The organism is Niastella caeni (assembly GCF_004834005.1).
GTDB lineage: Bacteria > Bacteroidota > Bacteroidia > Chitinophagales > Chitinophagaceae > Niastella > Niastella caeni.
The window spans coordinates 24,424-49,651 of the sequence record NZ_STFF01000008.1 but is presented as its reverse complement, the minus strand read 5'-3'; the positions used below and the strand labels follow the sequence as shown (position 1 = coordinate 49,651).

The 25,228-nt window shown below is 43.7% G+C and carries 14 protein-coding genes; 1 reads left to right on the top strand and 13 read right to left on the bottom strand.

The genetic code is table 11. From position 1 onward, the window contains the following. The first annotated feature begins 13 nt into the window (after nt 1–13). Complete coding sequence (locus FAM09_RS23860) at nt 14–2,167, top strand: alpha-galactosidase (protein ID WP_136579677.1); 2,154 nt, start codon at nt 14–16, stop codon at nt 2,165–2,167. 63 nt (nt 2,168–2,230) lie between these two features. Here the strand turns inward: FAM09_RS23860 and FAM09_RS23855 are convergent, their stop codons facing one another. From FAM09_RS23855 to FAM09_RS23795, 13 genes are all read right to left on the bottom strand, one after another. Further along, nucleotides 2,231–2,767 carry a DUF5063 domain-containing protein gene (locus FAM09_RS23855; RefSeq protein WP_166437257.1) on the bottom strand — a complete coding sequence of 179 codons (537 nt, stop codon included), beginning with the start codon at nt 2,765–2,767 and terminating at the stop codon, nt 2,231–2,233. A gap of 203 nt (nt 2,768–2,970) precedes the next feature. Then, a complete protein-coding gene (locus FAM09_RS23850) occupies nt 2,971–5,034 on the bottom strand; it encodes a glucosidase family protein (protein WP_136579675.1) in 2,064 nt (687 codons plus the stop codon). A 41-nt stretch (nt 5,035–5,075) separates the two neighbouring features. Next, complete coding sequence (locus FAM09_RS23845; RefSeq protein WP_136579674.1) at nt 5,076–6,962, bottom strand: glycoside hydrolase family 97 protein; 1,887 nt, start codon at nt 6,960–6,962, stop codon at nt 5,076–5,078. Nucleotides 6,963–7,136: 174 nt separating this feature from the next. Beyond that, entirely contained in the window at nt 7,137–8,282 is a 1,146-nt protein-coding gene (locus tag FAM09_RS23840; protein ID WP_136579673.1) for a glycoside hydrolase family 88/105 protein, read from the bottom strand. Between the two features lie 44 nt (nt 8,283–8,326). Continuing rightward, on the bottom strand, nt 8,327–8,983 hold the full coding sequence (locus tag FAM09_RS23835) for a 3-keto-disaccharide hydrolase (RefSeq protein WP_136579672.1): 657 nt from the start codon (nt 8,981–8,983) through the stop codon (nt 8,327–8,329). 24 nt (nt 8,984–9,007) lie between these two features. Continuing rightward, on the bottom strand, nt 9,008–10,651 hold the full coding sequence (locus FAM09_RS23830; protein ID WP_208025647.1) for an alpha-L-fucosidase: 1,644 nt from the start codon (nt 10,649–10,651) through the stop codon (nt 9,008–9,010). 157 nt (nt 10,652–10,808) lie between these two features. Next, entirely contained in the window at nt 10,809–12,527 is a 1,719-nt protein-coding gene (locus FAM09_RS23825; protein WP_136579670.1) for a RagB/SusD family nutrient uptake outer membrane protein, read from the bottom strand. Nucleotides 12,528–12,551: 24 nt separating this feature from the next. Next, a complete protein-coding gene (locus tag FAM09_RS23820; RefSeq protein ID WP_136579669.1) occupies nt 12,552–15,689 on the bottom strand; it encodes a SusC/RagA family TonB-linked outer membrane protein in 3,138 nt (1,045 codons plus the stop codon). Between the two features lie 146 nt (nt 15,690–15,835). Then, the gene (locus tag FAM09_RS23815) at nt 15,836–17,404 is read right to left on the bottom strand and encodes a glycoside hydrolase family 28 protein (RefSeq protein ID WP_208025646.1); all 1,569 of its coding nucleotides are present in this window, start codon (nt 17,402–17,404) and stop codon (nt 15,836–15,838) included. 225 nt (nt 17,405–17,629) lie between these two features. Beyond that, complete coding sequence (locus tag FAM09_RS23810) at nt 17,630–18,340, bottom strand: DUF4998 domain-containing protein (RefSeq protein ID WP_136579667.1); 711 nt, start codon at nt 18,338–18,340, stop codon at nt 17,630–17,632. A 56-nt stretch (nt 18,341–18,396) separates the two neighbouring features. Continuing rightward, nucleotides 18,397–19,665, bottom strand: coding sequence for a DUF4959 domain-containing protein (locus tag FAM09_RS23805; RefSeq protein WP_136579666.1), 1,269 nt, complete (start codon nt 19,663–19,665; stop codon nt 18,397–18,399). A gap of 30 nt (nt 19,666–19,695) precedes the next feature. After that, nucleotides 19,696–21,636: a RagB/SusD family nutrient uptake outer membrane protein gene (locus tag FAM09_RS23800; RefSeq protein WP_136579665.1), complete on the bottom strand. Its 1,941-nt coding sequence runs from the start codon at nt 21,634–21,636 to the stop codon at nt 19,696–19,698. Between the two features lie 44 nt (nt 21,637–21,680). Further along, nucleotides 21,681–24,950 carry a SusC/RagA family TonB-linked outer membrane protein gene (locus FAM09_RS23795; RefSeq protein ID WP_136579664.1) on the bottom strand — a complete coding sequence of 1,090 codons (3,270 nt, stop codon included), beginning with the start codon at nt 24,948–24,950 and terminating at the stop codon, nt 21,681–21,683. Between the last annotated feature and the right edge of the window lie 278 nt (nt 24,951–25,228).

Genomic DNA, 25,228 nt, shown 5'->3' with positions numbered 1-25,228 from the left:
TTATCCGGGTCATATGATTAAATATTCCCTGCTGTTTATTCTGAACTTCTTTTTCCTGACTGTGCTGTCCCAATCACAAGCGCCAATTGTTCTTCAAACAAAAAATACCACTCTCGTATTAACGGTAGGTAATAAGCACCGGTTGTATCAGTCGTACCTGGGGGCCCGGTTAAATGCAACTGAGTATGAAAAACTATCAGGTGGTCGCGAAGTATATCTTACTGCCGGTATGGAAAACCAGTTTGAACCGGCCATCCGGCTGGTGCATGCCGACGGCAATCCATCTTTGGAACTGGAATATGTTTCGCACACTACACAACAAAAAGACAATTTAAGCATCACACGTATTATATTAAAAGATTCTGTTTACCCCGTGCAAGTGGTTTTGCAATACTCCGTTTATTTTAACGAAGACGTTATTACCAGTAGCGCTACCATTCAACACAACGAAAAAAAACCGGTCCGCCTAACCCAGTATGCATCATCTATGTTGCATTTTAATGCCGATACCTATTGGCTTACCCAGTTTCATGGCGACTGGGCCCGCGAAGTAAATATGGTTGAAGAAAAATTAACCAATGGTATTAAAAGCATTGAAAGCAAATTGGGCACCCGCACTAATTTTTATCAAACGCCAACCTTTTTTCTTTCCCTGAATAACCCAGCGACAGAAACCAGCGGCGAATTAATTGCTGGTACACTGGGCTGGACGGGCAATTTTCAATTCACGTTTGAAACAGATCAGCGCAATCAACTTCGCGTACGTCCTGGCATCAATCCATATGCATCAGATTATACGCTGCAACCCGGCGAGGTTTTTACCACACCGGAATTTATTTTCACCTATAGCAACCAGGGCAAAGGGCAAGCCAGCCGCAACCTGCATCGCTGGGCTCGTAACAATGCCGTCCTGGATGGCAATGGCCCACGCCTTACGTTGTTGAATAATTGGGAAGCCACTTACTTTAATTTCGACGAAACAAAACTGATCAACCTGTTTGATGAAGCCAAACAACTAGGGGTTGACCTATTTTTGCTGGATGATGGTTGGTTTGGCAACGTTTTCCCGAGAAATGATGATAAAGCCGGCCTCGGCGACTGGCAGGAAAACAAAAGCAAACTGCCCAATGGCATTGGACGCCTGGTACAGGAAGCAGAAAAGAAGGGGATCAAATTCGGTATCTGGTTGGAACCGGAAATGGTAAATCCCAAAAGCGAACTGTATCAAAAACACCCCGATTGGATACTACGACTACCCAATCGCGCAGAAAACCTGGCCCGCAGTCAACTGGTGCTGGACCTCACCAATCCCAAAGTACAGGATTTTGTTTTTGCAATAGTAGATGACATGCTGACGAAAAATCCGGGCATTGCATTTATTAAATGGGATTGTAACCGCAGCATGACAAATGCCTACTCTGCTTATCTCAAAGAAAAACAATCGCATTTGTTTATTGAGTACACGCGTTGTTTGTATAAAGTATTAGATAGAATTCGCGCAAAGCATCCACATCTTCCCATCATGTTGTGTTCCGGTGGTGGCGGCCGTACTGACTATGGTGCGTTAAAATATTTTACCGAATTCTGGCCCAGCGATAATACAGATGGATTGGAGCGCATTTTCATTCAATGGGGATATTCTTATTTCTTTCCTGCTAATACAATTGCCGCTCATATAACAAGCATGGGCAAAGGCCAGACGCTCAAGTTCAGGACCGATGTAGCCATGTCTGGCAAACTGGGTTACGACATCCGGGTAAATGAATTTACCCCACAGGAATTGCAGTTCAGCCAGGACGCTGTAAAAACGTATAAACGAATTAACGATGTAATCTGGTTTGGCGATCTGTACCGTATTATTTCTCCTTATGAAGAAAACCGGTCTGTGTTAATGTATGTAAATGAAAATAAAAGCAAAGCCGTTCTTTTCAACTATCACTTAAACGTTCGCCGGAAAGATATTTTTTCACGGGTGCAATTACAAGGACTCGATCCAAAGAAAAAATACCGGTTCAAAGAGATCAATCTATTTCCCGGTATCAAAGCAAACAACCCGGATAATGACAAAGTCTTCACCGGTGAATACCTGATGACTGTTGGTTTAAACCTTACAACAGGCAGGGTTACCTCGTTAACTAGTAACGTGTTTGAAATAACGGAAGAATAATGTGCTAATTAGTTAAACGAAGTTGACGATGTACTGATTGACTTACTATACAATTAGCTTTTGTTATCTTCCTTTTTGAAGAAAGTAATGAATGGCGCAAATGGCGTTGGCGCAATGCCCGCTCCAATGCGTATCAAAATTCCATTTAAAATCCCAAACGGCATTTTGTTTTGCATCGGATGACTTCAAGCCATACAACAGGAGCGATTGCTTAAGGTATTTATAGATGGCCCCCAGGTCTTCATACAGATCGCCATACACAATGCCTGTATCTTTTTTCTTTGTAGTAGGATCAAAGACATACCAGTAATAGCGATAATCCCATAACCGGTCGGCAATAAAGTGAAGTGTTTTTTGAAATTCTATTTCGTCGATCTTTATATCAAACTTTTTATCGCTCTTCTCTTCCATAAGCATCATGCAGTTACCCAGATTATACAGCGTAAGCAAATGATTTTGGGAAAGAAGAATAAAGTTTCGGGGTAGTTCGGCTTCATATGTTTCAATGAAGGAACAATACTTTTTTGCGGCATCAATGAAGTTGGTAAACTCGTTGGTCGCGATGATTTTAGATACTAATATCTTGTCAGAGAGTGGCAATATATTCTCAATAGCGTTATTAAATAATGGTTGCTATTGAAGTATCCAAAAATGATGCCTGATTATTGTCTTATACACACTAAAAGCCGTGCACTTATTGCTTATCAGCAATATAGTTATGACTTAAAAAACAAATACGTACATTTCTTTGCCGACATAACGTTAATCTACGATCAAAAACAGTGAATATACCATTTCCAGTTTTATAGTTGTATCTGTTGCGTGGCGCCTTCCCTGATCACATATTTCTTCTCTTTTTGTCCTTTTATTATGGTTATTCCCAATTTGTCAGCACCTGCCCTGCTCACTTTAAGATCAAACACATTTCCAAATGCATGCACATTTTTCAGGGCCATCTGGTCCCAACCATTAGGTAATCGGGGCGAACATTCGAAACTATTAAAGCCTGCCGGGCGAATACCAAAAAGCCCTTCGGTAAAAATCCTACAGTACAAACCACTTTCCGCCGACAAATGCCGTTGGTTACCCTCGGGATATGCTTCTACCGGATAAGGTACGTGCTCGCCCAACAATCTTCTACGAGAATAGTAACGCAAGAACTGCATGGCTTTTTCGGTTTCACCCGCTGCCAGCACGCCGCGTAAAGCATATAAGGTTGAGCGATCCCAGAATGTTGTATTGCCTGCTAAAGAAGCCAGGCCATCTTCCGTCCATAAACGCGGAGAAAATAAAGCGGCAACAGTGCCTTCTTTTCTTTCGTATATGCCTACGGTTAATGGCGTACAGATCCAGGCACGCAATGTATCATTCCCTTCATAATAACGATAGGTTTTAAACCCTTCTACAGTTGCACCGAAGAATTTCTCAATATTTAAACGCATTTCCTGCGCTTCCTTAATGTACCTGTCTGTTTGTGCTTTGGGAACCTGCAATAGCTTTCCTAAAATAACTGCCGAGCGCAGTGCATCATAATACAAGGTGCTGGTATGCAGGTTGGCTTTGCCGGCAGGAAAGCGGCCTTCCAGCTCATCGCTGTTGCTGGTAACCACACCTTGCTCATTAACCTTTCTTTTTAAATATTCCAGGCACCATTCAATCAAGGGCCATAATACTTTGGCAGAATCAACATTGCCATAAGTTAATGCATATCGCGCAGCGCCATAAGCGATCATGGCCATATCGCCTCTGTCTTTGGCGCCATGCCAGGTGGCATCTCCTTCGGCAATAATGGAACTGGGAATGGGCTTGTACTCATCATTCATATACCGGGCAAACCAACGGTAAGCATTCATGGCCGATTTATTACCGGTTTCATCGCCCAGCATTCCAAAAAAAGGGTTGATGTATTCGGCCTGGTCATTGGCCCAAATGGCCGCATAGTAACGCAACCCGCCTGGGCCATGTAAATAACCGCCTTTTGTTTTGTAAATGCTTTCTGTTGCACGGATGCAGGCAAAGGCAAAAGCTGCATTTAAAACCGGGTCGGGTGTTTCCAACTGCAATAGCGACAAAATACCATTCACTCTTTGCTGCCGGGCGCTTTGTGCGGCATTGACGTCGACCTTCCCCAATGGATTATCCTTATTGCTTGCCTGGTAAAGGACGGCAAATTGAACAGAGTCGCCGGGCGCCACCACTTTCAGGCCTTCATTTGCAGTAGTAACTACAAAACTATGTTGAACAGGCGTAGTTCGTTCTAATGCAGGCCGAACTTCCCTATACAAATACTCCATTTCAATTTTTACAGGCTGCTTACCCGTATTGGTGAATACCCATTTTTCAATAGCTACCGGTTTATCTACCGAAGGAAACAGCGTACGCTGTAAGACAATCGTTCTGTCCTTACCAATTTCACTATTTATTTGTAAAATGCCTTTTTGCCTTACGCTTACAACTTTTTCAGGCATGTCGGTTGCAACCGCCGCATTGTATACACCGGCTTTTAATAACTTGTCGTTTATCAGGAACCTGGGCAAATCGCCATCAGTGACGTTATACGTCATACTTGCAATGGTACGTACCGGCAATAACCGAAAGGTTGGAAATACCATAGTACGATTCAATGAAGATTGTCCCTCTGCATTTACGCCATACTGTACCCACATCGAGATCTTTTCCCCACTCATTTCCACATGGTCATTATGCGGCAACCGGTTGTCTATCGGCCATTCAATACTGCCATCGGGTAATATTCTCCAGCGGTCCTGTTGCACAGGCAAGGGGGATTGCTGCGCATACAAAGCGCACGTAAAGCTGCTGAGACAAATCAGTAAGTTCAAACTTTTTCTTACGAGGCAAAAGTTCATTCGTATTCTTTTAATCTGGTAAGTGCATATCCCTGGCTGTATTATGGCAGAACAAATTCTGCAACATAGCCACCACCGGCAACCAGGTTGAGTTCAATTGTATCGCTGGCTGAATAGGTTTTATTTTCTACCACCAGGTAGCCGCCATTGCTGCCTTCATCTTTCACGACCGTTGTTTTATAATTTCCGGCTTTCAAAAACTGAAGTGGTATCGTTAATTTTTTAGGCGAAGCCCCATTCATAACAGCAATGAACCATTTCTTTCCTGAACGCCGGGCATAAGCAGCTAACTCGCCAATGGCCGACTCTGCCAATACAATAGTTTCATCCCATACAGGCGGAATAGCTTTGATGACTTCCACAGCAGGATTGGTTAGCATGCTGGTGGGATTGGCTGCATAGGTAAGCAATGGAGAACTTAAAATAGCAGCACATGCAATCTGGTGGGCCCAGGTTGTATTCTTTTTGCGATCACCAAAAAGCATTACGGTATATTCTGCCGGTCCCGCCAGGCACCGTGTGAACGGGATCGTTGTTTCATGCGTGGCCCTATCTTCAATACGGCTTGCTTCCATTCCTTTTACCGCTTCACTGGTCAACGCATTGGGCCAGGTGCGTAATAAACCGGTTGGCTTATTGGCGCCATGAAAATCTAGCAGCAAATGATATTGGGCAGCTTCGCGAAAAATTGCCGAATACTGATCAATCGTTTCTTTGGCTTCATGGTCAAAGAAATCAATTTTCAAACCTGTTACGCCCAATTCATGGCAACGTTTAAAGAAGGCTATTCGTTCATCGGCATTACGCAACGACTTGGAATGCTTCCATAACCAGATGCCCACTTTTTTCTGGCGGGAATAATCAATGAACTGCCGTAATGTATCACCGCCCCAACGCGACCAGAAACCTTCGAGTACATTGTGTTCAAAACCCAGGGCAGCAGCATCATCCGTAAACTTTTTCATTACATCAACAGTGCCGTCTCCACCACCATCGAGGTACTTCCATACGGCTCGTCCGGGCCGCACCCAACTGGTATTTATTCCTTCGGGAAATAAGGATCTATCCGGCGGCGGACACAAATTGTGCACAATATCGCTGTTCACAAGGGTATTCAGATCACTACCAATGATCACTACCCGCCAGGGCGTGATCACGGTTCCTGTAATGGAAGCAGGTTGTTGCAACCGCAACGTATCTTCAGGGCTATACCTTAAACGATAAGGGTATGATGGACGCTGATGCTGAGGTAATCGTATTTGCAGATCGTTGTTTCCAACTGCCTGTAATGTCATACCGGGATAATTTACCAGGTTCGCTTCGGTAATGGATGCATAATATCCCTGTGGCAATTTATAGGTAGCAGGCGGCGCTACCCATTCTCCTGCCTGCACCTGGCTGATCTCCTTTTTAACATGCACGCTTTCATAATGCATTTCCATATCATGATACCACAAGGTACTGCCGGCAGGCAGTTTGAATACAGTTAATTCATCAGGTACGCGATTGATACCGGAAGCAGCCGGTAATATCATTCTAAAGGCAACCCCATCATTAAAAACCCTCACCTCCAGCGTATCGGTTACACCATGATGTTGAAAGGGAATCTTTATACCCTTGCAATGATTCACCGCTATAGCATGCACACCCAGCCAGGGGTACTGCTCTTTGATCTCATACCATTGAACGGCTTTTACATTCAGTGAACCGCTCACAGCTTTATCATTCAGCAGCATTACTATGGAAGACTTCTCTATTACAGTTACATTCTTAAACAACACCTCATATTGAAACTGGTTGTCATACAAAGAAAGCCGGAATTGAATATGCTTGTCGGGACTGCTTATTAAGATAGCAGCATCCGGCAAAGCTTTTACAGTGGAAATTATACAACACACTGCATAACCGATAAGCATTATTTTTTTCATACAGTAGCAAAAGATTGGCAAACGCAATCAACAACTATTTGCCATGAAGAGCGGTTCCTTTATTGGCAAAACATTCAACAATTCTAACTAAAAACAAGACCTGTAAGGCACACATTGACCAACATAATGTGGCCGTTGAAGTGTAACCTGACAGGTCAGTTTAAACTACTCAATTTATCGCAACCATGCCGTAGCGCACCATAATATGGGAGCCTGCCCGTGCAGGTCGCCGATATTACGTTTGCGGTCGAGGTAATATTGACGGTCATTCTTTTTATTAGTTCCTTCACACACTTCACGCACATCTGCATTTTCATTAATGTAAGAGACCAATGCCAGCCAGCCTTTGCGGGCTGCCTTGCCATAAGTTCCGGCATCCAACCAGCCATTCTTAACACCGGTGATCATTGCAAAAGTGAACATGCCGGTGCAGGATGTTTCAGGCCACGATTCCGGGTCATCAATCAACTGCCGCCACATGCCACTCTCTGCCTGGTATTTTAACAAAGAAGCCATCATTGTTTTATATCCTTTCATAATGCGTTCGCGGTTGGGATTGTCTTTCGGTAATGAGCGAAGCAATTCTGCCATGCCAACAGCCATCCAGCCATCTCCCCTGCCCCAGAAGAAAGGCACATCCGGTGCGTGATAAAACAAACCATTGGGTTTTTGCAAAGAATCAAGATAAACCACCATTTCCTTAGCGGCTCTCTCAATATATTTTTTATCGCCTGTGGCGCGATACGCCTGCGATTGCACAGCTGTGATCATGAACATATCATCGATCCACATACGAGTTTGCCAGGTAAGGCCCTGGTTATAAAATTCATGGGACTCAGGTTTTACGCGTGGGCCTTCGGGAGGTCCCCATTGCTTATCGGCAATGCGTTGTCCCAATTCCAGGTAACGCTTGTCTTTTGTTTGCATGTACAATTCCAGGGGCACTGATCCAAATACAGTATAGTCAACGTGATCTGGTATAGGTATCAGCGTATCGCGTTTGCCAAACAAAGGCTCAAAACGTTGCGCCAGCTTTTGCGTCAGTTCCTTATCATTTGTTTGTTTTGCGAAAGTCAACGCGCCATACCAGGTACAGGTTTCAGGATAAGTTATCACCTTCGGTGGAGTTGACCGGCCAAAGTTAGTATGCGGCGTTACTACAAAATGCTCCGCCACCCGCTTGCCAACTTCCTGCGGAGATGTTCCTGCAGGCCAATTCGAAAAATCAACCTTCGCTTTTTTTGATTGTGCTTCGCAGGTACCTGGTTGCAGTTGCGAAACCCCAAGTACCAATAACAAGCATTGAATCGTTTTTTTCATGTATTCAGTATTATTTATTTTATGTGCTATATTACTTTCAGGCGTTACAATTCTTTTAATTCAATTTTCCGGAAAAAGGTCTCTGCTCCTTCCGATTGTATCAATATTCTTCCGGTACGCAAACTGGCTTCGGTCCCCTCATTGACCACTACGCCATTCATAATATGCGTACATTTTCCTTTTTCCGCAATGATCTCAAGCGTGTTCCATTCGCCGGAAGGCTTTTCATTATCCTTTTTCTTAATAATACGGGTGTTTTTCGTGGCTTGTGTTCTGGCCCCATCCATCACTATGGTAACACTGTCAATCAACCAGAAATCGCCGCAATCGCCTTCCTGGATCTGGCATTCAATTGATCGCGGCCACACCTTGTCATTATCTACTACATAATATAAGATACCGTTATCGCGCACCCTGTTTTCGCGGGGCGGGTACTTCTTCTCACCCCATTTAAATTCCACTACCAGGTGAAAGTCACTGTATTTTTTCTCAGTTACGATATATCCAAATTCCTGGCCGGTGATATGCAACAAACCGTCTTTAACAGAAAACACTCCTGCCGAGTCGTTGTTCTTACCCCTGTTCTTAAGGAACGAATACCAGCCATCAAGGTTTTTGCCATTAAATAACGGCTTAACTTTTTGACTATAGATATTGCCTGTAAACAGGACAAATACTATAAATGGAATTATATACTTCATTGCTTTATTTTCTATTCGTACTTCTTACTTTCTACTTCCCTTCACCGTTACCCGCTTTACATCTCCCCTGACCGTTAATCGTGGATGCATTACCACAGCACGATACTGGTATTCTTTTCCTTCTTCAACAGCGGGAAGCGATTGGGTGAAATTCCCCATTTCATGTATGCTTACAGGATTTGTTCTGAGCCAATCCTTGCTATACAGGTTTTCAGCAAATCCGGCATAGGGGCGGTATTCAAATAGTATTTGCAGCGAATCGGCATTTCCTTTTTTTAACAACCGGCCATTCAACTCAATAGTTCCGTTTATAATATTCGCACTGCCTGTTTCAACCTGAGGTGGATCGAGGGCAGGTTCTACATTTTCCAGTTTTACAGTAATAGGGTTCGGCCATTTGTAATTGTCGTATACCCGTTGCGCCCGCGCTATGGAAATATGCAATCCATCTTCTTTCTGCTCAAAGCGGGAATCCACATCCAGTTGGTTCGCATACTCGGTAACTTTATCGTTTTGTCCTAATATACTAATAGTCGTTTGTGGCGTGGCTTTTATTGAACCAAGCACAAATTCTTTACGCTCGCCTTTTGGCCAATCCGGTATCCCGGTAATAACTGCGTATACCGTTTTTTTATCTTTGGAGGCCGTGAACCAAAGATTATCTTCATTGGTAATTATCCAGGGCCGTACTCCTTCTATTGCTTCATAATTGATGAAATGCCATGCGGCTACCTCACGCAATTCTATTTCCTGTTCGTAGGGAATATAACCATCAGGATGAGGGCCTACATTCAATAAAAAGTTTCCTCCCTTTGACCGGGCTTCCACCAACAACTCAATTAAGCGGCCACCTTTTTTTATATTATCATGGGTTGGTTTGTAATTCCATTGCGTTCCCATCGTAACGCACGATTCCCAAAACTCGTCTAACGCAATACCGGGTAATGTTTGCTCAGGCGTATTTACTGCGCCACGGGTGATCACCACATCGGGTTGCAGTTTCCAGGCCACATCCCGGCATGGCTCCTTGGGTTCTCCATCAATAAAAAGCACATCAATTTTACCAAACATCGTGAATAGCTCGGTGGTTTGCTTTCTCACCAGGTCGTCATAAGCTGCAGTGGTCTTTTTATCGAACTGCATATCACCACGTTTGATGAGGATTTTTTGATCGTATAAAAACTTAAAATCTTCAGGCGAGTAATATAATCCAACAGCTAATCCTGATTTTCTTATCCCTTCTACATATTCTTTCAACAGGTCTTTCTTGTAGGGTGTATTGGTAATTTTAAAGCTGGTTGTTTTGGAATCCCAAAAGCAAAATCCCGAATGATGTTTGGCAGTAAATACTACATACTTCATACCTGCCAGTTTTGCCAGTTTGGCAATTGCCGCCGGATTAAATGCAAACGGATCAAATGTTTTTGGCAGTTCGTTAAAATACCTTTTCAGATAATCGTCCGAGGCGCCAACCAGGGAGTGGCTAATTGTTATTCCTAATTGCGCGTCAACGTTAAAATGAATAAACATGCCAAAACCCAGGTCGCGTAACCATTCCTGCCGGGCCGGCTTATTTTTATTCCCGGCAAAACGGTTATCGCTTTCTTCTTTCTGCGCATATAAAAAATTACCAATACAAACCGCAAAGATGACAAGTAGTTTCTTCATATGTATAAAATGCTCATAGCTGATATTCGGTAAAGGTGAGTACCTATAGAAATGAACGCAATTTTTAACATCATGAACAAGGTACTCACCTTTTGCCGCTTATGGGAAAAAGCCTTTCAACTTCACACAATCTGATTACCGGCTTCTGTCTTAATTCCTAATTCCATAATGGAAAATACAAACTATTATTATACGGATCGCCAGTTGTAGTGGCATCTATTTGTGCCTGCGGAATAGGGCGCAATACGTGTTTATCAATAATATTGGCAGCCGCTTCTCTGTTATGCATTCGAACTCGTTGTAATAACTTACCTGTACGTACAAGATCCCACCAACGTACATTTTCGCCACACAATTCGCGGCTACGTTCATCGAGAATAAAATCCAATGAAACATCAGATGCAGTAATGTCCATAGCGGTTGCATTGCCCGTTGGAAAAGCAGCCCTTTCACGTACGGTATTTATATATTTTACGGCATCGGCTGTATTGCTTAACATAAAAGCAGCTTCTGCAGCAATCAGGTAAGTTTCTGCTAAACGAAAAGCGATCACGGGTCTAATTGAAGGTGAATTCAGGTCTGCTCTTTTTGTATCAAAATACTTCATCATAGTAGCCGATAAGGTATTATCGTACTTACGGGGCGGAACAAGCAGGTAAGGGCTGGCAGCAATTTTTGCATCAGAGGCATCAACGCCCGGCATATAGATGGCTGTATCGCCCAATTTAAATTTCGGTTGTCCGGAAACGGCATTTGCCGGTGCGCCGGCTGGCAATGGATTCGGCCATACCGGATATCCTTTGGGATCAGGATTGTTGGCATACCATACGGTTTGAAAAGTTTTGCTGTATCGCGTGTCATTTACTCTTTCCTTAAACACCGTATCGGTTAACCAACGGGTAGGAATGCAACGGATGTAAGGCCGGCCATACGCTGTGCTGCGAATCATACCTGGTCTTTTTTCATATTGCCCTACCCACATATGGTTTAAAACATTATCTGCACTGAAATTGGATATGCCGCTGTTATTGGGACCGTTATAGGCTAAATTCGCTGTGTGCTGCACAGTCCATATCACTTCTTCATTATCCTCATTTCCTTCTGCGAACACTTTACCAAAGTCTGCTACTAAATTCAAGCCAAGTGATGCCCTGCTATTGATCAAATCAACAGCCGTATTATAAGCATTCTGGTAATCGTCAGATTTTTTTGCAGATGACCCGGCCCTGGTGAGATAAACTTTAGCCAACAGATGTTTTGCAGCAGCAGCCGTCGCTTTCCCCGGTAACACACCAGAACTCTTAGGCCCGGCAGGCAGTGCGGCTATAGCATCCTTGAGGTCCTGAACAATAAAGTTATAAGTATCTGCCAGGGGATCGCGTTTGGCAGAATTAATAGCTTCTGATTGAAAATGCTGGTTCAATGTAACATCACGCCAGAACTGCACGAGAATAAAATAATAATTGGCTCGTAGAAATTTTGCTTCTGCTACCATGGCTTTTTTTGTAGCCACCGGAATATTTACTTTCTCTGCATTGTCGATAACACCATTACAGGTATTAATGAAAATATAGGCCGCCCGCCAAAGGGTAGTAATGGTGCCATGTGACGTTGTATAACTATACAAATTAATATCACTGTTGCCATCAACGCCGCGCATAAATTCATCTGTACCTATAACAGTAGCGGTAAACAGTTCCTGTGCTCCCCAGAAATTGCGCATACCCGCATAAGAAGCATCTAAACCGGCCTGCAAACCCTGGCTGGTTTGAAAAAATGCAGGCGTCAGTATGGAATTGGGTTCTTCTATCAGTTTCTTGTTACAGCCGGCCAAAGCAATCAGTAACCCGCTGCAGTATATTAATAACTTTTTCATAAATCACTTTTTTGATGGTAAAAATTAAAACGACATGTTAACACCAAAGATCATTGACCACGTAGGTGGTGTATCAATACCCACTGTTCCAGATCCTTCAGGATCTACACCACCTGCCCTGCGATAAGGGGAGAAAAGAATGAATGGGTCTGAAGCGGTTGCGTATACCCGAAAATTCTTTGCCCCTATCCGTTTTGCTAAAGCAGGTTCCAGGTTATAGCCTAAACTAATACTTCTGATCTTCACAAAGGATCCGTCGAAATAACTCATTACCGAGCGGTTCAATGGATTCGTAGCATTGGCATTTGCCTTTGGATTCCACGGCTCATTATTTAATGGCGTCCAGTAATTTGTTTTCAAATTATTGTATGTGCCCTGGTAGGTATTCACGAAGTTGCCGCCATATAAGCTGCTGTTCATCGTATACCCCCATCTTGCAAAAGCCACTACCGTTAAATCAAACCCACGGAAACCAAAACGCTGTGTAGTACCGCCTTCCCATTTAGGCTGACTGGTTCCTACAATAATTCTGTCGTAGGTTGCATCGATCTTGTTATCAGGTTTTCCATCGGGTCCGCTTAAATCGGCAACCCGAATGGTTCCTATTACTGAAGAGTTACCCGACACTGATAATCCCAGCGCTTTTGCTGCGGCAGAATCGGCTGATGTATTCTGCCAGATGCCTAATCGTTTATAATCGTAATACACGTCCAGGGGTTGACCAACAAACCATCCATTGGCTACGTCTTTTGTTGCGCCACCAGCCAGTTGTGTTATTTTTCCACGGTTTATAAAAAAGTTGAAATCGCTTGTCCAGTTAAACCCTTTACGGGATTGCGCCTGTATGTTAGTAGTATTGATATGTATTTCAATACCCCGGTTTTCAGTTTTGCCCACATTGGTAACAATAGCATTTGGTATGCCCGATGTAGGTGGTAACGTTTGTGGCAGCAACAACGAGTTGGTAAGCGCTTTATATACTTCTATTGAACCGGTAATACGGTTACTTAACAACCCGAAATCTATTCCCAAATTGGCTGTCTTAGTATACTCCCAAGTCAAAGTAGGATTAACAGTAGAACTGAGGTAGGCGCCGGTAACCATGTTTCCGCCATAGTTATATACCAGGCCCGATAGTTGCCCCAGCGTTTGATAAGCGTTGATAGATTGCTGACCAACACTACCATAGCTGGCCCTTAATTTTAAGTTACTGAGCACCGATATATTTTGCATGAAATCTTCCCGGCTAACATTCCAGGCAAAAGCAGCCGATGGGAATGAGTGCCATTTATTTCCTTCCGCAAGGCGTGATGATCCGTCGGCACGAACCGTCAGCGTTAACAGGTATTTATCGTCATAACTGTAGTTCACCCTTCCCATGTAAGAAAGGATATCGGCTCTGGAAGAACTGCCGCTTCCTTTTAAATTCGATCCATATGTTGGGTTGTAATACTCCAGGAAATCGGCCAGGATATTCGTATTATCAAACTGGTTCGATTGGGTAGCCACTTCCTGCAAACTGTACAGGCCGGTGAAATTCACTTTATGCTTTTGTGCAATGGTTGCATCATAAATGAGGAGGTTCTCCAACGTATAATTGTTCGACATGCTGGTGCGGTTTGAAGAAGCAGAACCACCCTGGTTCACCCGGAAACTTGTTTTATCTGAATAAAAGTTCCCATAAATATCCGACCTGATCTCAGCGCCTGCATTCAACCGGTATTTCAAACCTTTGAACAGGTTCGCTTCAAGATATAAAGTGGTAAATGTTCCCAGTCTTTTTCTGTTTTCAACAGCCGCTCCGGGGATCAGATCTCCCAATGGGTTCCAAACCTGGTTGGCGCTTCCCGGAACATAGGTGTTCAAAATATTGCCGGCACTATCGTACGGTGAGGCGAGCGGACTGGCACGAAGCGCTTGCGCCATCGGGTTAGCGCTCTCTCCTTTTCTTACTGAATAAGTGTTCAATGAGTTTAATCCTACTTTAAATCGCTTACCCAACAACTGATCTACACTAAGCTTAACGGTATAACGTTCAAAACTCTGTCCATAGTAAATACCTGTTTGGTTAAAGTAACCGCCAGAGATGGCATATTGTGTTTGCTCCGTTCCACCGGCAACGGCCAGTTGGTGATCGGTTATAATGCCGGTTTTATAGATCAGGCTTTGCCAGTCGGTATTACGGCCGGTTTTAATCCCTTCCACTTCTGCCGGATCAAACACCCCGTTCGTTAAGAAAAGCGGATCATCGAGCCCGGTATATTTTCCCGGATTGGCAATAATGTTCGCCCACTTTTTCAGATCGGTAAACTCTGCCGCGTTCATCACCGGGAATTTCCGGGTTAACCGGCTGCTTCCCACATAACCACTATACGTAAATACCGGCTTGGCTGTTTTACCACGTTTTGTAGTGATCAATATTACACCATTGGCGCCGCGTGATCCATAAATAGCCGTAGATGAACCATCTTTTAATATTTCTACAGAGGCCACATCATCCTGGTTAAGATCGTTTATGCTTCCATTGAACGGAATACCATCTACTACGATCAAGGGTGCATTGCTGGCACCCAACGACCTTGTTCCCCTGATAAGGATACTAGGCGTGGCGCCGGGTTTACTGTTTGCGCCGCTCCGCTGAATATCGATACCTGCCCCCTGTCCCTGAATTGCAGAAGCCAGGTTAGAGGAAGGAACATCTTTTATTGATTGCTCGTTGATTGAAACAATAGAACCGGTAACATCTGATTTTCGCCTGGTACCATAACCTACAACGATCACCTTGTCCATTTCCAGTTTATCTGAATTCAATAGAATCCCAAGGTCCAATTGATCGGCTTTACCGACTTTTATTTCTTTATTAATGTACCCTACCATGGTAATGGAAAGAGTGCTGTTAGCAGGAGCGCTTATTTGAAAAACGCCGTCTTCTTTTGTAGTAACACCATTTGACGTTCCTTTAACGACTACGGAAACACCTGAAAGCGGTTCTCCACTTTCACTTTTAATAGTTCCTTTTATTGTAACATTGGGCGTTTGGGCGTGCGTGAGGAGAGCTATTAGGATTGAATAACAAAATATACAAATAGAAATGATGGAATACCTCTTAAAAAAGGGCTTACCATTCCTTCTCCTGCGTTGCAAGGTTGGAGTTTTTGACATACAGCAATTTTTTAACTATTGATGAAATAGAAACAATCGTCATAGGATAACAGGTCATTGGTTATGCGGCAGGTGGCGCTTTACCATGAATTGTTGTTTTTACCATATAGCAGACGTTTTGGTTTAAAAAAAATGGGCGCGTTATTTCAATGGGCATTGGATTCAAGCAGCTTCTTTATTCCAGGTGTTTTATTTTTCTTCATCAGAATGCCTTTGCTGTTGCCTTCTGCCTGAACAAATACGGTGGCATTGCCTTTTACATCCATTTTGTTTATATGTGCATTCTCCACATTTTCCAGGCGAATCACCGATGGGGCATCGACTGTTTCAGGAATCTTCCAACCAGTTATGGTAAGATCTTTTCCATCTTCGCAGATAAATGCCGGCCGTCTGTCGTTGCTATCGAGATGAAGCGTGATATTCGCCAACTTTAAACCTTTCACATGTCTTGCCCATACGCCGTAAGCCGGTACCAATGGGCCAAACGTTTTTACTTCCGGGTATTTATCAACGGCTTCGGGCACCTGTTGCCGCGAATTTTCAGCGGTGCCACCGCCAGCCAGGTTAATGTCAATATTTTCGAGTGTAACATTGGTAATGTAATGGCCGGGAACACCTGTTATAAGAATACCGGAGGGTGGTTTTAACTGGGCATCGGCTGCGGCCTGCGCTTTCACATTTTTTATTGTAACGTTTTCAAGTGTTCCGGTTGGCTGTTGGGTATCTTTTCCTTTTCTGAATACGCTCAACCGTGAACCCAACCGTATAAGCATCGGGGTTCTTACATTCACCATATTGATGTTGGTGATCTGCACGTTGCGGAGATGAGCGCCATCAACCGTCAATAATTTAATACCCCCGTTTTTGGTATCATATATATAGCAATCGGAAATAGTAATATTTTCAAAGGGCGCCATCGACTCTGTGCCCATCTTTATAGCTCCCTGGTTGCTTTTCAGCCGCATACCGCTTACCACAATATTACGGCAAGCCATCATACTGGAAGTGGTCTTAAAACAAAGCGCATCGTCGCCACTGATAATGTCACAATTTTTAATATGTACATCCTGGCAACCATCTATATCAATACCGTCATTGTGCGCCACACCATGGCTTACAATTTTTACATTCTCGATGAGAACCTGTTTGCTTTGAAAATAATGAGAAGTCCATGCGGCTGCATAATTGAGCGTTATGCCTTTTACCGTAACATTTTCGCACCGTACAATGCGTACTAAAAAAGGGCGACGGCCCCATCGCTCCGATTCCGGGCGGGTATCGGATTTTATTTGTTCTTCTTTTAGTTTGGCGCCTTGTCCATCAATGGCGCCTTCACCTTCAATGCCAATATTCTTTACATCAACAGCCACCAGCAATGCCCAGCCTACGTCAATACCCAAACCATCAGTAAAAGGATCGACGTTCTGATAATCATTTATATTGGTGCTGCCCAGTAAACGGGCATCTTTGTTGAACTGCAGTGTAATCTGGTCTTTCAATACAACAGTGCCCGACAGCCAGATGCCTGCCGGAAAAACAACTTTACCACCACCTTGCCGATGGCAATCGTCAATGGCCTTTTGAATAGCAGTAGTATTAAGGGTTTTACCATCCCCCACTGCCCCGTAACGGGTAATGTCAATAATAACCGGAGGCGCAGCGTTAACCCATACTATACTTAGCAGAAGGCCTATCCCAAAAACAATCTTTTTCATACGCATTAGTGAAAATGGCACCAGTGAACATACATGCCTGGTTTTCCTAATGCAACTAACCAATTATTGTAACAGCCTTCTTCCGGTTAACTCGCTATTTATTCATCTATTTTGGCAGAAAAAATTTCCGGGAACGATTGCGTAAATTAATTGGAGGCAACGCGACGGTCACCTCCTTTTTTTTGACTTGCTGTAAGAAAAAGAAAACTTTTGTCTGATCGCTTTTTATGGCACCTGTCGAAATTCGTAATTTGAATAAAAAGTGTCAATAGCGTTTGGCGCCGGTTTGTACAGGGTCCTGAACTGAAAACTATTTCCCTTTTTATAAGCCGGCAACACCATCACACTATCTGCCGCGCCTGCATGTTTTTCAAACAATTTCCGAACCACGCCCAACGTATCTGTGTATATAATTTCTTCGCCAATTACATCCGTACCAACGCCGAACCATTTAACATTGGCAGCCTTTGCAACCCCATCATACGTGCCGCTTTTTATAGCACGGTTTACCAGTTGGGCAATATATTTTTCGCCATAAACCGTTCCTATCAAATCGGTTTTTATTGATCGGTGGCCGGCATTGTCATGGGTATAAATATAAAAGGTATAAGTACCTTCCGCCAGTTTTGGGAACGAAAACCAAACGGTATCAACGCCGGCGGTGCGTTGTATTGCTTTTTCCGTTGAATCTGTTTGGCCGCCTGCATCCCAAAAAACTTTCACTTTACTGATCCGGGGATCAGAGATCAACAGCATAGATAAACTCATACGATTGTTACCGGGATAGGCTTTTGCGGAATCTACCCTGGCGGTATACACGATCTCGCCGTCCTTCACAAAATCATCATAGGTATCATCCATTTTACTGCAGGCAAACAGTACAACGCAACATATCGCTGCCATTTTTCCGTATATATTATATTTTTTAATCCGCATACATTGTGTTTAACGCATAAACTGTTAAATGAAAAACATTACCGTTCGCAGGTGAGCTACTTCTTCTGCCCCCAAATCGAAAGCTCAAACAAATGAAAGAAACCCGTAAATCCATCAATGGAACCCCAGCTGTCAATATTTTTCCAACCTATATAGCGTACAGGCGGTACACCATTCGGGAACTCAAACTCCTGGCCATCGGCGGCTACCTGGTTATCTTCATTGCTGTTTAATCCCACATCCCAGCCAGAAGGTTTGGTCATTACCCATTCGCCCAGCTTTACCCAACCCAGGTTGGGATCGGTATTATTAGGATTCGTGCTTACTATATTTGGTTTATTGGTTCCCCATATTTCCCAGTGATGCGGGTTTCCGTGGTTGAAAGTAAAATTACCGGTCCGCTGCCACACCTTAAACCGGCTGAGGATAAATTTCGAAGCGCCGCTTTTATCGAGGTCAATAGGGATCCATACCGGCAGATCATATTTTTCTTTGGTATGGAACATGCTGGTAATGCTGCCATCATATAAATTTTTCATAGGATAACTAGAGGAATAATCTACAGCGTTAACCATCGGCAGGCCGGAGTTAGGGAACGGAGCAAACTGCGGAATGAAATTCTGAAAATTGGTGCGTACATCATTGAATTTGGTTTTATCCAACGCCTCTTCATAAATGGGGCGGATCTTAACCCGCAACGTATCACTGTGATTATCCCACCGGTCCCTGGCATAAACACCCCAGGTACGTTCAACCGGCGGATACCCCCGCACGTTAAAACCACCTTGTTTACTACTGGTATAATTAAAATCAACGTGCTGCCAATCGCCCACCGAATCAAGGACTAATACTTCAAAAACAATATTTGCCGAATCAGTATTTACGTATTTCACGTTTATGCCACCAAAAGTTGAATCTGTTTTTAACGATTTAAAAACATTAACGATGGGCGGCGTCAACGGCTTTATTGTTACCGAAACCGGTTCCGACACTACTTCGCTTCTGCTTACTGCATACAGTTGAACCTCTCTCTCCTGGGTATCGCCAAACCCTTCTACCAATAATTTTTTCTGGAACATAGATACCTTTACCTCTTTTTGTACTCCCTTCAGCGTATAGATCGCTTTTACATATAACAGGTTTTCATTATCGGGTAATGTATAGCTGATCAAAGCGGCGCCAGCCAGATTCGTTACCTGTGTATTGGTAACAGGGCCCGGCACAGTTCCATCTTTTGACAGCGGGCTCCTGTCATCTTTTCTACATGCTGCTATGGTAATGATCACCGCCAGCCAACAGATTATAATACGTTTAGTGTTTTTCATTTAAAAGAGTTTATGGTTTTGAAAATCCTGTTACCAACCGGGATTTTGCAACAGCTTTTTATTTCTCAGCATTTCGTCCTGGTCTATCGGCCAGAAATAATCGCGTAGTTTAAAAGTCTGCGACCATTGCACTACCGGTTTATAATAAGCCGCAGGGTCTTGTTGCTCGGTACTCCATCCTCTAATGGGCGCATTCAGTACAATATGTGCTTCGCGCCACCGTCTAAGATCCCAGAAGCGTTGTCCTTCAAAAGCCAGCTCAATTAACCGCTCCTGGTGAATGATGTCGCGCAATCCTGTTTTGGTAGTGTGCCTGGTACTCTGGTTCGAAAAATTTTCCCATGAATAAGCCACAGTGGGTAAGCCCGCCCTGTTCCTTACTTCATCTATCCATCTGTATGTTTCGGCGCCAGGTCCATTCACCTCATTCAGCGCCTCCGCATATAATAAATACAGATCGGCCAGCCGTATTTCGGGCCAGGGATAAGGATTTTGATTACTGCCTGTAACATTTCCATCCGAAGCGCCTACAGTTCCCATATTGATCAGCTTTTTGATCCAGTAACCTGTTACCGAAAAATTGCTGACTCCCTGCCGCGCTGCAAACTCCGCCCTTCTGGCCTTTACAAAAAGCATATTTCCTATAGAATAGTTATTTACCCAGTTGCCATACCAAACGCCTCTGTCGAAAGCCAGGTCGGCATAAAAACGAGGCTCTCTGTCGAAGTGCAGCTTTACCGTTTGTTCATTTTTCCTGATATAAAATGTATCGGCAGGAGTAGCTGTCTTTAATTGAAAGCGGCCTGCATAGTCCCAAGTTTTGTCTTCGGTTATAGGCACACCATTTTTGGTATAAAACAACTCGGCCATTTTAATGGGCGGCGCAAGAATGCCTTTTGGTCCACTGCCACTCACGGCGCCACCAGCCAAAATGGGCATTGTCCATCGTTGAAGATCTGCGGCCCTGCTCGTGGTATTGGCCCAGATCACTTCGGTATTGAATTCCTTTTCTGTTACAGCCATTCGTATACCCAATTGCGTTTTGATGGTATCGTTAACTATCCAACTGGGGTTTAATGCCGGATTATACCGTTGCAACGAATAGAGATTACTGTGGCAAAAGTCAATGGCTTCTTTGCAGGCAGCAGCCGCTACTTCCCATTTCTTTGCATCGGCTACCGGGTTTATCAGCGGCACCCCGCCATCTTTTCCTTCTGTTTTAAGATTTGCAAAATCACTATTCCCATTGAACAAGGGACTGGCCGCAGTTACCAGTACTTTTGCTTTCAACGCCAGTACAATTGATTTGGTAATTCTGCCCAATTCCGTTCCTTCTGTACCAACAATTTTTGCAGGCAGCGCGTCGTTGGCAGCCGCCTCATTCAACAACTGAACCATATAGCTGAAACAACTATCAACATGCACCCTGGGCACCTGTACTTCTTCAGGGGAGCTTCCTACAGGCAGGTTTTCTTTAATGAGGGGAATAGGTCCATACATGCGCACCAGGTAAAAATTATAGTACGCCTTTAGAAATAATACCTCCGCCTTCCATCTTTCCCGTTCAATAGCTTCCATATCCCTTACTTTATCAATATTGGCAAGAAAGATGTTGCAATCGCGTAAGGCAGTAAACATTTTTATTCCCTGGTTCTTTCCCGTCCAGTAGCTTCCCAACGGATTGCCTACATTCTGCATACCCCGGGCAATATTCCAATAATCAGGATCAACGTCGCGAATGGGGTCCATATACCACACTTCATCGCCGGCATTAAAAGCAGGGTTATTATTCATATCGCCATGCCTGGGCATGTAGGAATAGCAGGTGAATAAAAACTTTTCGGCTGTACTTCGCTGTGTAAAGGCGTTATCGATGGTTCCCACCTGGTCTGGTACAACATCCAGGTATTTCTTACAGGAACCCCCACTTAACAACACCAGTATTAATGCTATTATTTTAATATTTTTCATCAGTGCATTTTTAATTTTTTCATATCGGTAACAATTCAAATTGGTTACAGCGCTACCTGTATACCCGCGTTGATAACTTTTTGTATAGGATAGTTCAAGCCATTACCGGCCATTTCAATATCCCATAATTTAAACTGGCTGAAGTTGAGCAGATTGGTGCCGTTGGCATACACCCGAATATTATCGATATGAATTTTGTTGGTGTACTTTTTAGGAACCGTGTATCCCAATTCTACCTGTTTCAAACGTAAAAAGGCGCCGCTGCGCATGAACCAGGTGCTCGTCTGACTATTGTTATTATTCAACACGGGGCTTAAACGAGGCCATAAAGCATATAAATTCCGGTTCTCCTCCGACCAGTGATCATCTGCATAAGCTTTTAACAACTGGTTTTGGAGAATATAGCCGGAAAGTTCATCTGCCCTATAACGATATGAAACAAACGGAGCAGTTGCTCTGGTGTCTATCCAGAATGAGCGGCGGGCAGTTCCCTGGAAAAAGGTGGAAAAATCAAGTCCTTTATATTTGGCAGAGAGACCAAATCCATAAGTAATCTCAGGCGTGGTAGGAAAACCGATCGGTACCATGTCCAGCTTATCCACTACTCCATCAGCATTTACATCACGGTACTTAATGTCGCCGCCTTTGTAATCGCCAAAAGTTTGAGCGGGTGAATTTTTAACTTCGTCATCGTCAACAAACAATCGCTCTGCAATATAACCCCAGGGCTGTGATATCGGGTAATTGATCCTGTTCAGGTAATACAGATCATCTCCATATTGCAGCGATTCATTTTTATCGAGCCGGCTGCGCGCATAGGTAAAATTACCGCGGGCCTGTATAAGAAAGTCTTTTCCAAAATTTTGCAGGTACTCAACCGAAATATCAACGCCACTTCCCGAGGCCTCGCCCACATTTGCTTTGGGCGGATTATTATCAAGGTCAACCTGCAAACCCAATGTATATGGAATGTAGGTGCGCCCCATCAGGATGTTATAGCGCTTCTCGGTATAATATTCTGCAACGACATCCAACTTTCCAAACAAACTTAATTCCATGGCATAGTTTGCCTTCCTCGATGTTTCCCAGGTTATATTCCTGTTCTCGTACCGGTTTATGGCGATCGTATTGCGGGTATAACGTCCGTCGGTACCAAACGCCGGATTATTTGTGCCGCTGTTTAAGTTCACATCCGACAAATAATAAAACCGATCATCCGGGCTTCCTATTTCATCATTTCCTACCAGACCATAAGTTGCCCTGAGCTTTAATTTATTGATAGTTGATTTATATTGTTCGAAGAATTTTTCATTAGAAACATACCAGGCCATACCCACAGATGGGAAGAACCCGAATCGTTCGGTCTTGTAAAACCGCTCCGAGCCATTATACCCAAAGTTGAACTCTGCATAATACCGGCCGTCGAAATTATAGGTAGCCCTGCCAGAAACACCCATGTTGCGATAAGGCAGCGACTTTTGTAACGTCTTTGTATCGCCATCCTGTCTGCTACGGGCTGTAACAACCAGTAATCCGCTCAGCCCGTGTTGGTCAATAGTGCGGGTGTAATTGGCAGCTCCTTCAAAATAAAAATTAGAGGTTACGGTTTTATCACCGCCAACGGGAGCGCCTAAATAATCTGTTCCGCCCTGCGGCACTGCACCTGCACCTACCTGGTCGGGATTGATCACCATTAACTGGTAGGTGTTGGCATATTTATCATAACTGGTGGCGGTGTAATAAAACGGATTATAGCTGCGCGATACATCAAAATAAGAGGCCCGGTTGATATTGGTAAACGCGCGTACCGCCAATCCGGGGGTTACAAATGAAAGGTCCTGCCGCAATTCAAACTGCGCCGACATCAACGACTTGTTATAGTCTTTATATCCCGAAACCATATCGGCATACGGATTCACATAATTGCCCTTGTCAAAATTGCCAAACATGATATGGTTCACAAACCGGTGTTCTTCATCAACCGGATAATAAGCGGGATATAAAACCGGGCTCGTTCGCATCACTTTTCTATACAAACCCGTGCCACCATCTACAGGGCCATTATAATCATCGAAAGTACCGTATAACCTAACCATCACATCAGTTGTGCGGGTAACCTTCAACCCTACGTTAGAACGCAAACTATACGTCTTCAGGTTGATGTTGCTATTAAAATTATTTCGTTTGTCTACTCTTAAAATACCATTATCCTGCACAAAGGAACCTGCCAGAAAATAATTCACGATCTGTCCGCCACCGCTTACACTGAAATTACCGCGCTGGTTAGTAGCCCGCTCCCTGAACAACATGTTCATCCAGTCAACCGCTGGGAACATATCTTTATTTACACCCAGCTCGGTATAATCGATCTTGCTTTGAGAATAAGGCAGCGGCGCCAAAGGATTGCGCGTTAATACCGATTCCTGGTGCAACTTCAAATAAGTAACCGGATCAGCCAGCTCAATGTTTTTTGTAGGTTGCGAAACAGAATTTTCAAACCGGATATACACTTTTGCTTTGCCCTGCTTTCCTTCTTTGGTAGTTACCAATATAACCCCATTGGCGCCCCGCGCTCCATACAAAGCGCTTGACGTTGCATCTTTCATAATGGAAAAACTGGCGATATCGTCTGGCTGAATACGGGCCAGGTCAGTTGCGGTGTACTCTACGCCATCAATTAAAATAAGCGGGGAGGATCTATAACCAAAGGTGGTTACCCCGCGAATAAAGAACTGCGCATTGTCCTGTCCGGGTTCGCCCGTTGTTTGATAAGCAATAATACCTGCCAACCGGCCTGCTAATGCAGTAGTCAGGTTACTGGAAGGAACTTTTAATTCTTCGGGACTGATCGTTGTAACGGAACCAATAATATCCCGTTTCTTTTGCTTACCATAAGCTACTACCACCACGTCATTTAATGAATTGGAAGCCCGCTTCAATTGCACATTGATCACTTCTTTGTTTTTCACAGGTATTTCCTGATTATCGAAGCCCACCATTGAAAATACCAGCACTGTGTTGTCGTTTGGAACTGTTAACAGATATTTCCCGTTCAGATCGGTAGTTGTTCCAATGCCAGGTTGGCCTTTAACGAAAACCGAAACACCCGGTAAAGCTCCGGAAGAGTCGGTAACCGTTCCCCGCACTTCACTACTAACATAGGTAGTGTAAGCAGGATAAAGATGAGCAACAGGTGATTGTTTGGAAAATGTTGTATATGCGAGAGGCGACTGGGCAAACACGCCGTAAGTAGTGGATAATAAGCAGCAAAGCACTGCAATCCACCTCGTTAATGCGGGGCAAGATAATTTCATAATCGTTAGTTTTGGCAGCAATTATTAAAAACCAAATTACCAACAACCCACACTAACCTATATCCTTACATTAGCATTGTATTAAACTTAATTAACAATAATAAAACACCACCTTAGTACTGCTTTTCAGATAACACTTTAATAAATGTTCAACTTCTTCTTACATGCAATAAGTGTTTTACATTATGCTTCTACCCTCTTTTCAAACCTTTAAATGCAAATCATTTTTTCACAGAATACAAAATAGTACGTACCTCCTTCCATGCAAGCCTTTATTT

Bases quoted from the DNA above. Each gene is read 5' to 3' on its own strand.
- FAM09_RS23850 (WP_136579675.1), bottom strand. From the start codon at position 5,034: ATGAACTTTTGCCTCGTAAGAAAAAGTTTGAACTTACTGATTTGTCTC.
- FAM09_RS23825 (WP_136579670.1), bottom strand. From the start codon at position 12,527: ATGAAAAAGTTATTAATATACTGCAGCGGGTTACTGATTGCTTTGGCC.
- FAM09_RS23805 (WP_136579666.1), bottom strand. From the start codon at position 19,665: ATGAAAAACACTAAACGTATTATAATCTGTTGGCTGGCGGTGATCATT.
- FAM09_RS23860 (WP_136579677.1), top strand. From the start codon at position 14: ATGATTAAATATTCCCTGCTGTTTATTCTGAACTTCTTTTTCCTGACT.
- FAM09_RS23800 (WP_136579665.1), bottom strand. From the start codon at position 21,636: ATGAAAAATATTAAAATAATAGCATTAATACTGGTGTTGTTAAGTGGG.
- FAM09_RS23840 (WP_136579673.1), bottom strand. From the start codon at position 8,282: ATGAAAAAAACGATTCAATGCTTGTTATTGGTACTTGGGGTTTCGCAA.
- FAM09_RS23845 (WP_136579674.1), bottom strand. From the start codon at position 6,962: ATGAAAAAAATAATGCTTATCGGTTATGCAGTGTGTTGTATAATTTCC.
- FAM09_RS23820 (WP_136579669.1), bottom strand. From the start codon at position 15,689: ATGTCAAAAACTCCAACCTTGCAACGCAGGAGAAGGAATGGTAAGCCC.
- FAM09_RS23810 (WP_136579667.1), bottom strand. From the start codon at position 18,340: ATGCGGATTAAAAAATATAATATATACGGAAAAATGGCAGCGATATGT.
- FAM09_RS23830 (WP_208025647.1), bottom strand. From the start codon at position 10,651: ATGAAGAAACTACTTGTCATCTTTGCGGTTTGTATTGGTAATTTTTTA.
- FAM09_RS23795 (WP_136579664.1), bottom strand. From the start codon at position 24,950: ATGAAATTATCTTGCCCCGCATTAACGAGGTGGATTGCAGTGCTTTGC.
- FAM09_RS23835 (WP_136579672.1), bottom strand. From the start codon at position 8,983: ATGAAGTATATAATTCCATTTATAGTATTTGTCCTGTTTACAGGCAAT.
- FAM09_RS23815 (WP_208025646.1), bottom strand. From the start codon at position 17,404: ATGAAAAAGATTGTTTTTGGGATAGGCCTTCTGCTAAGTATAGTATGG.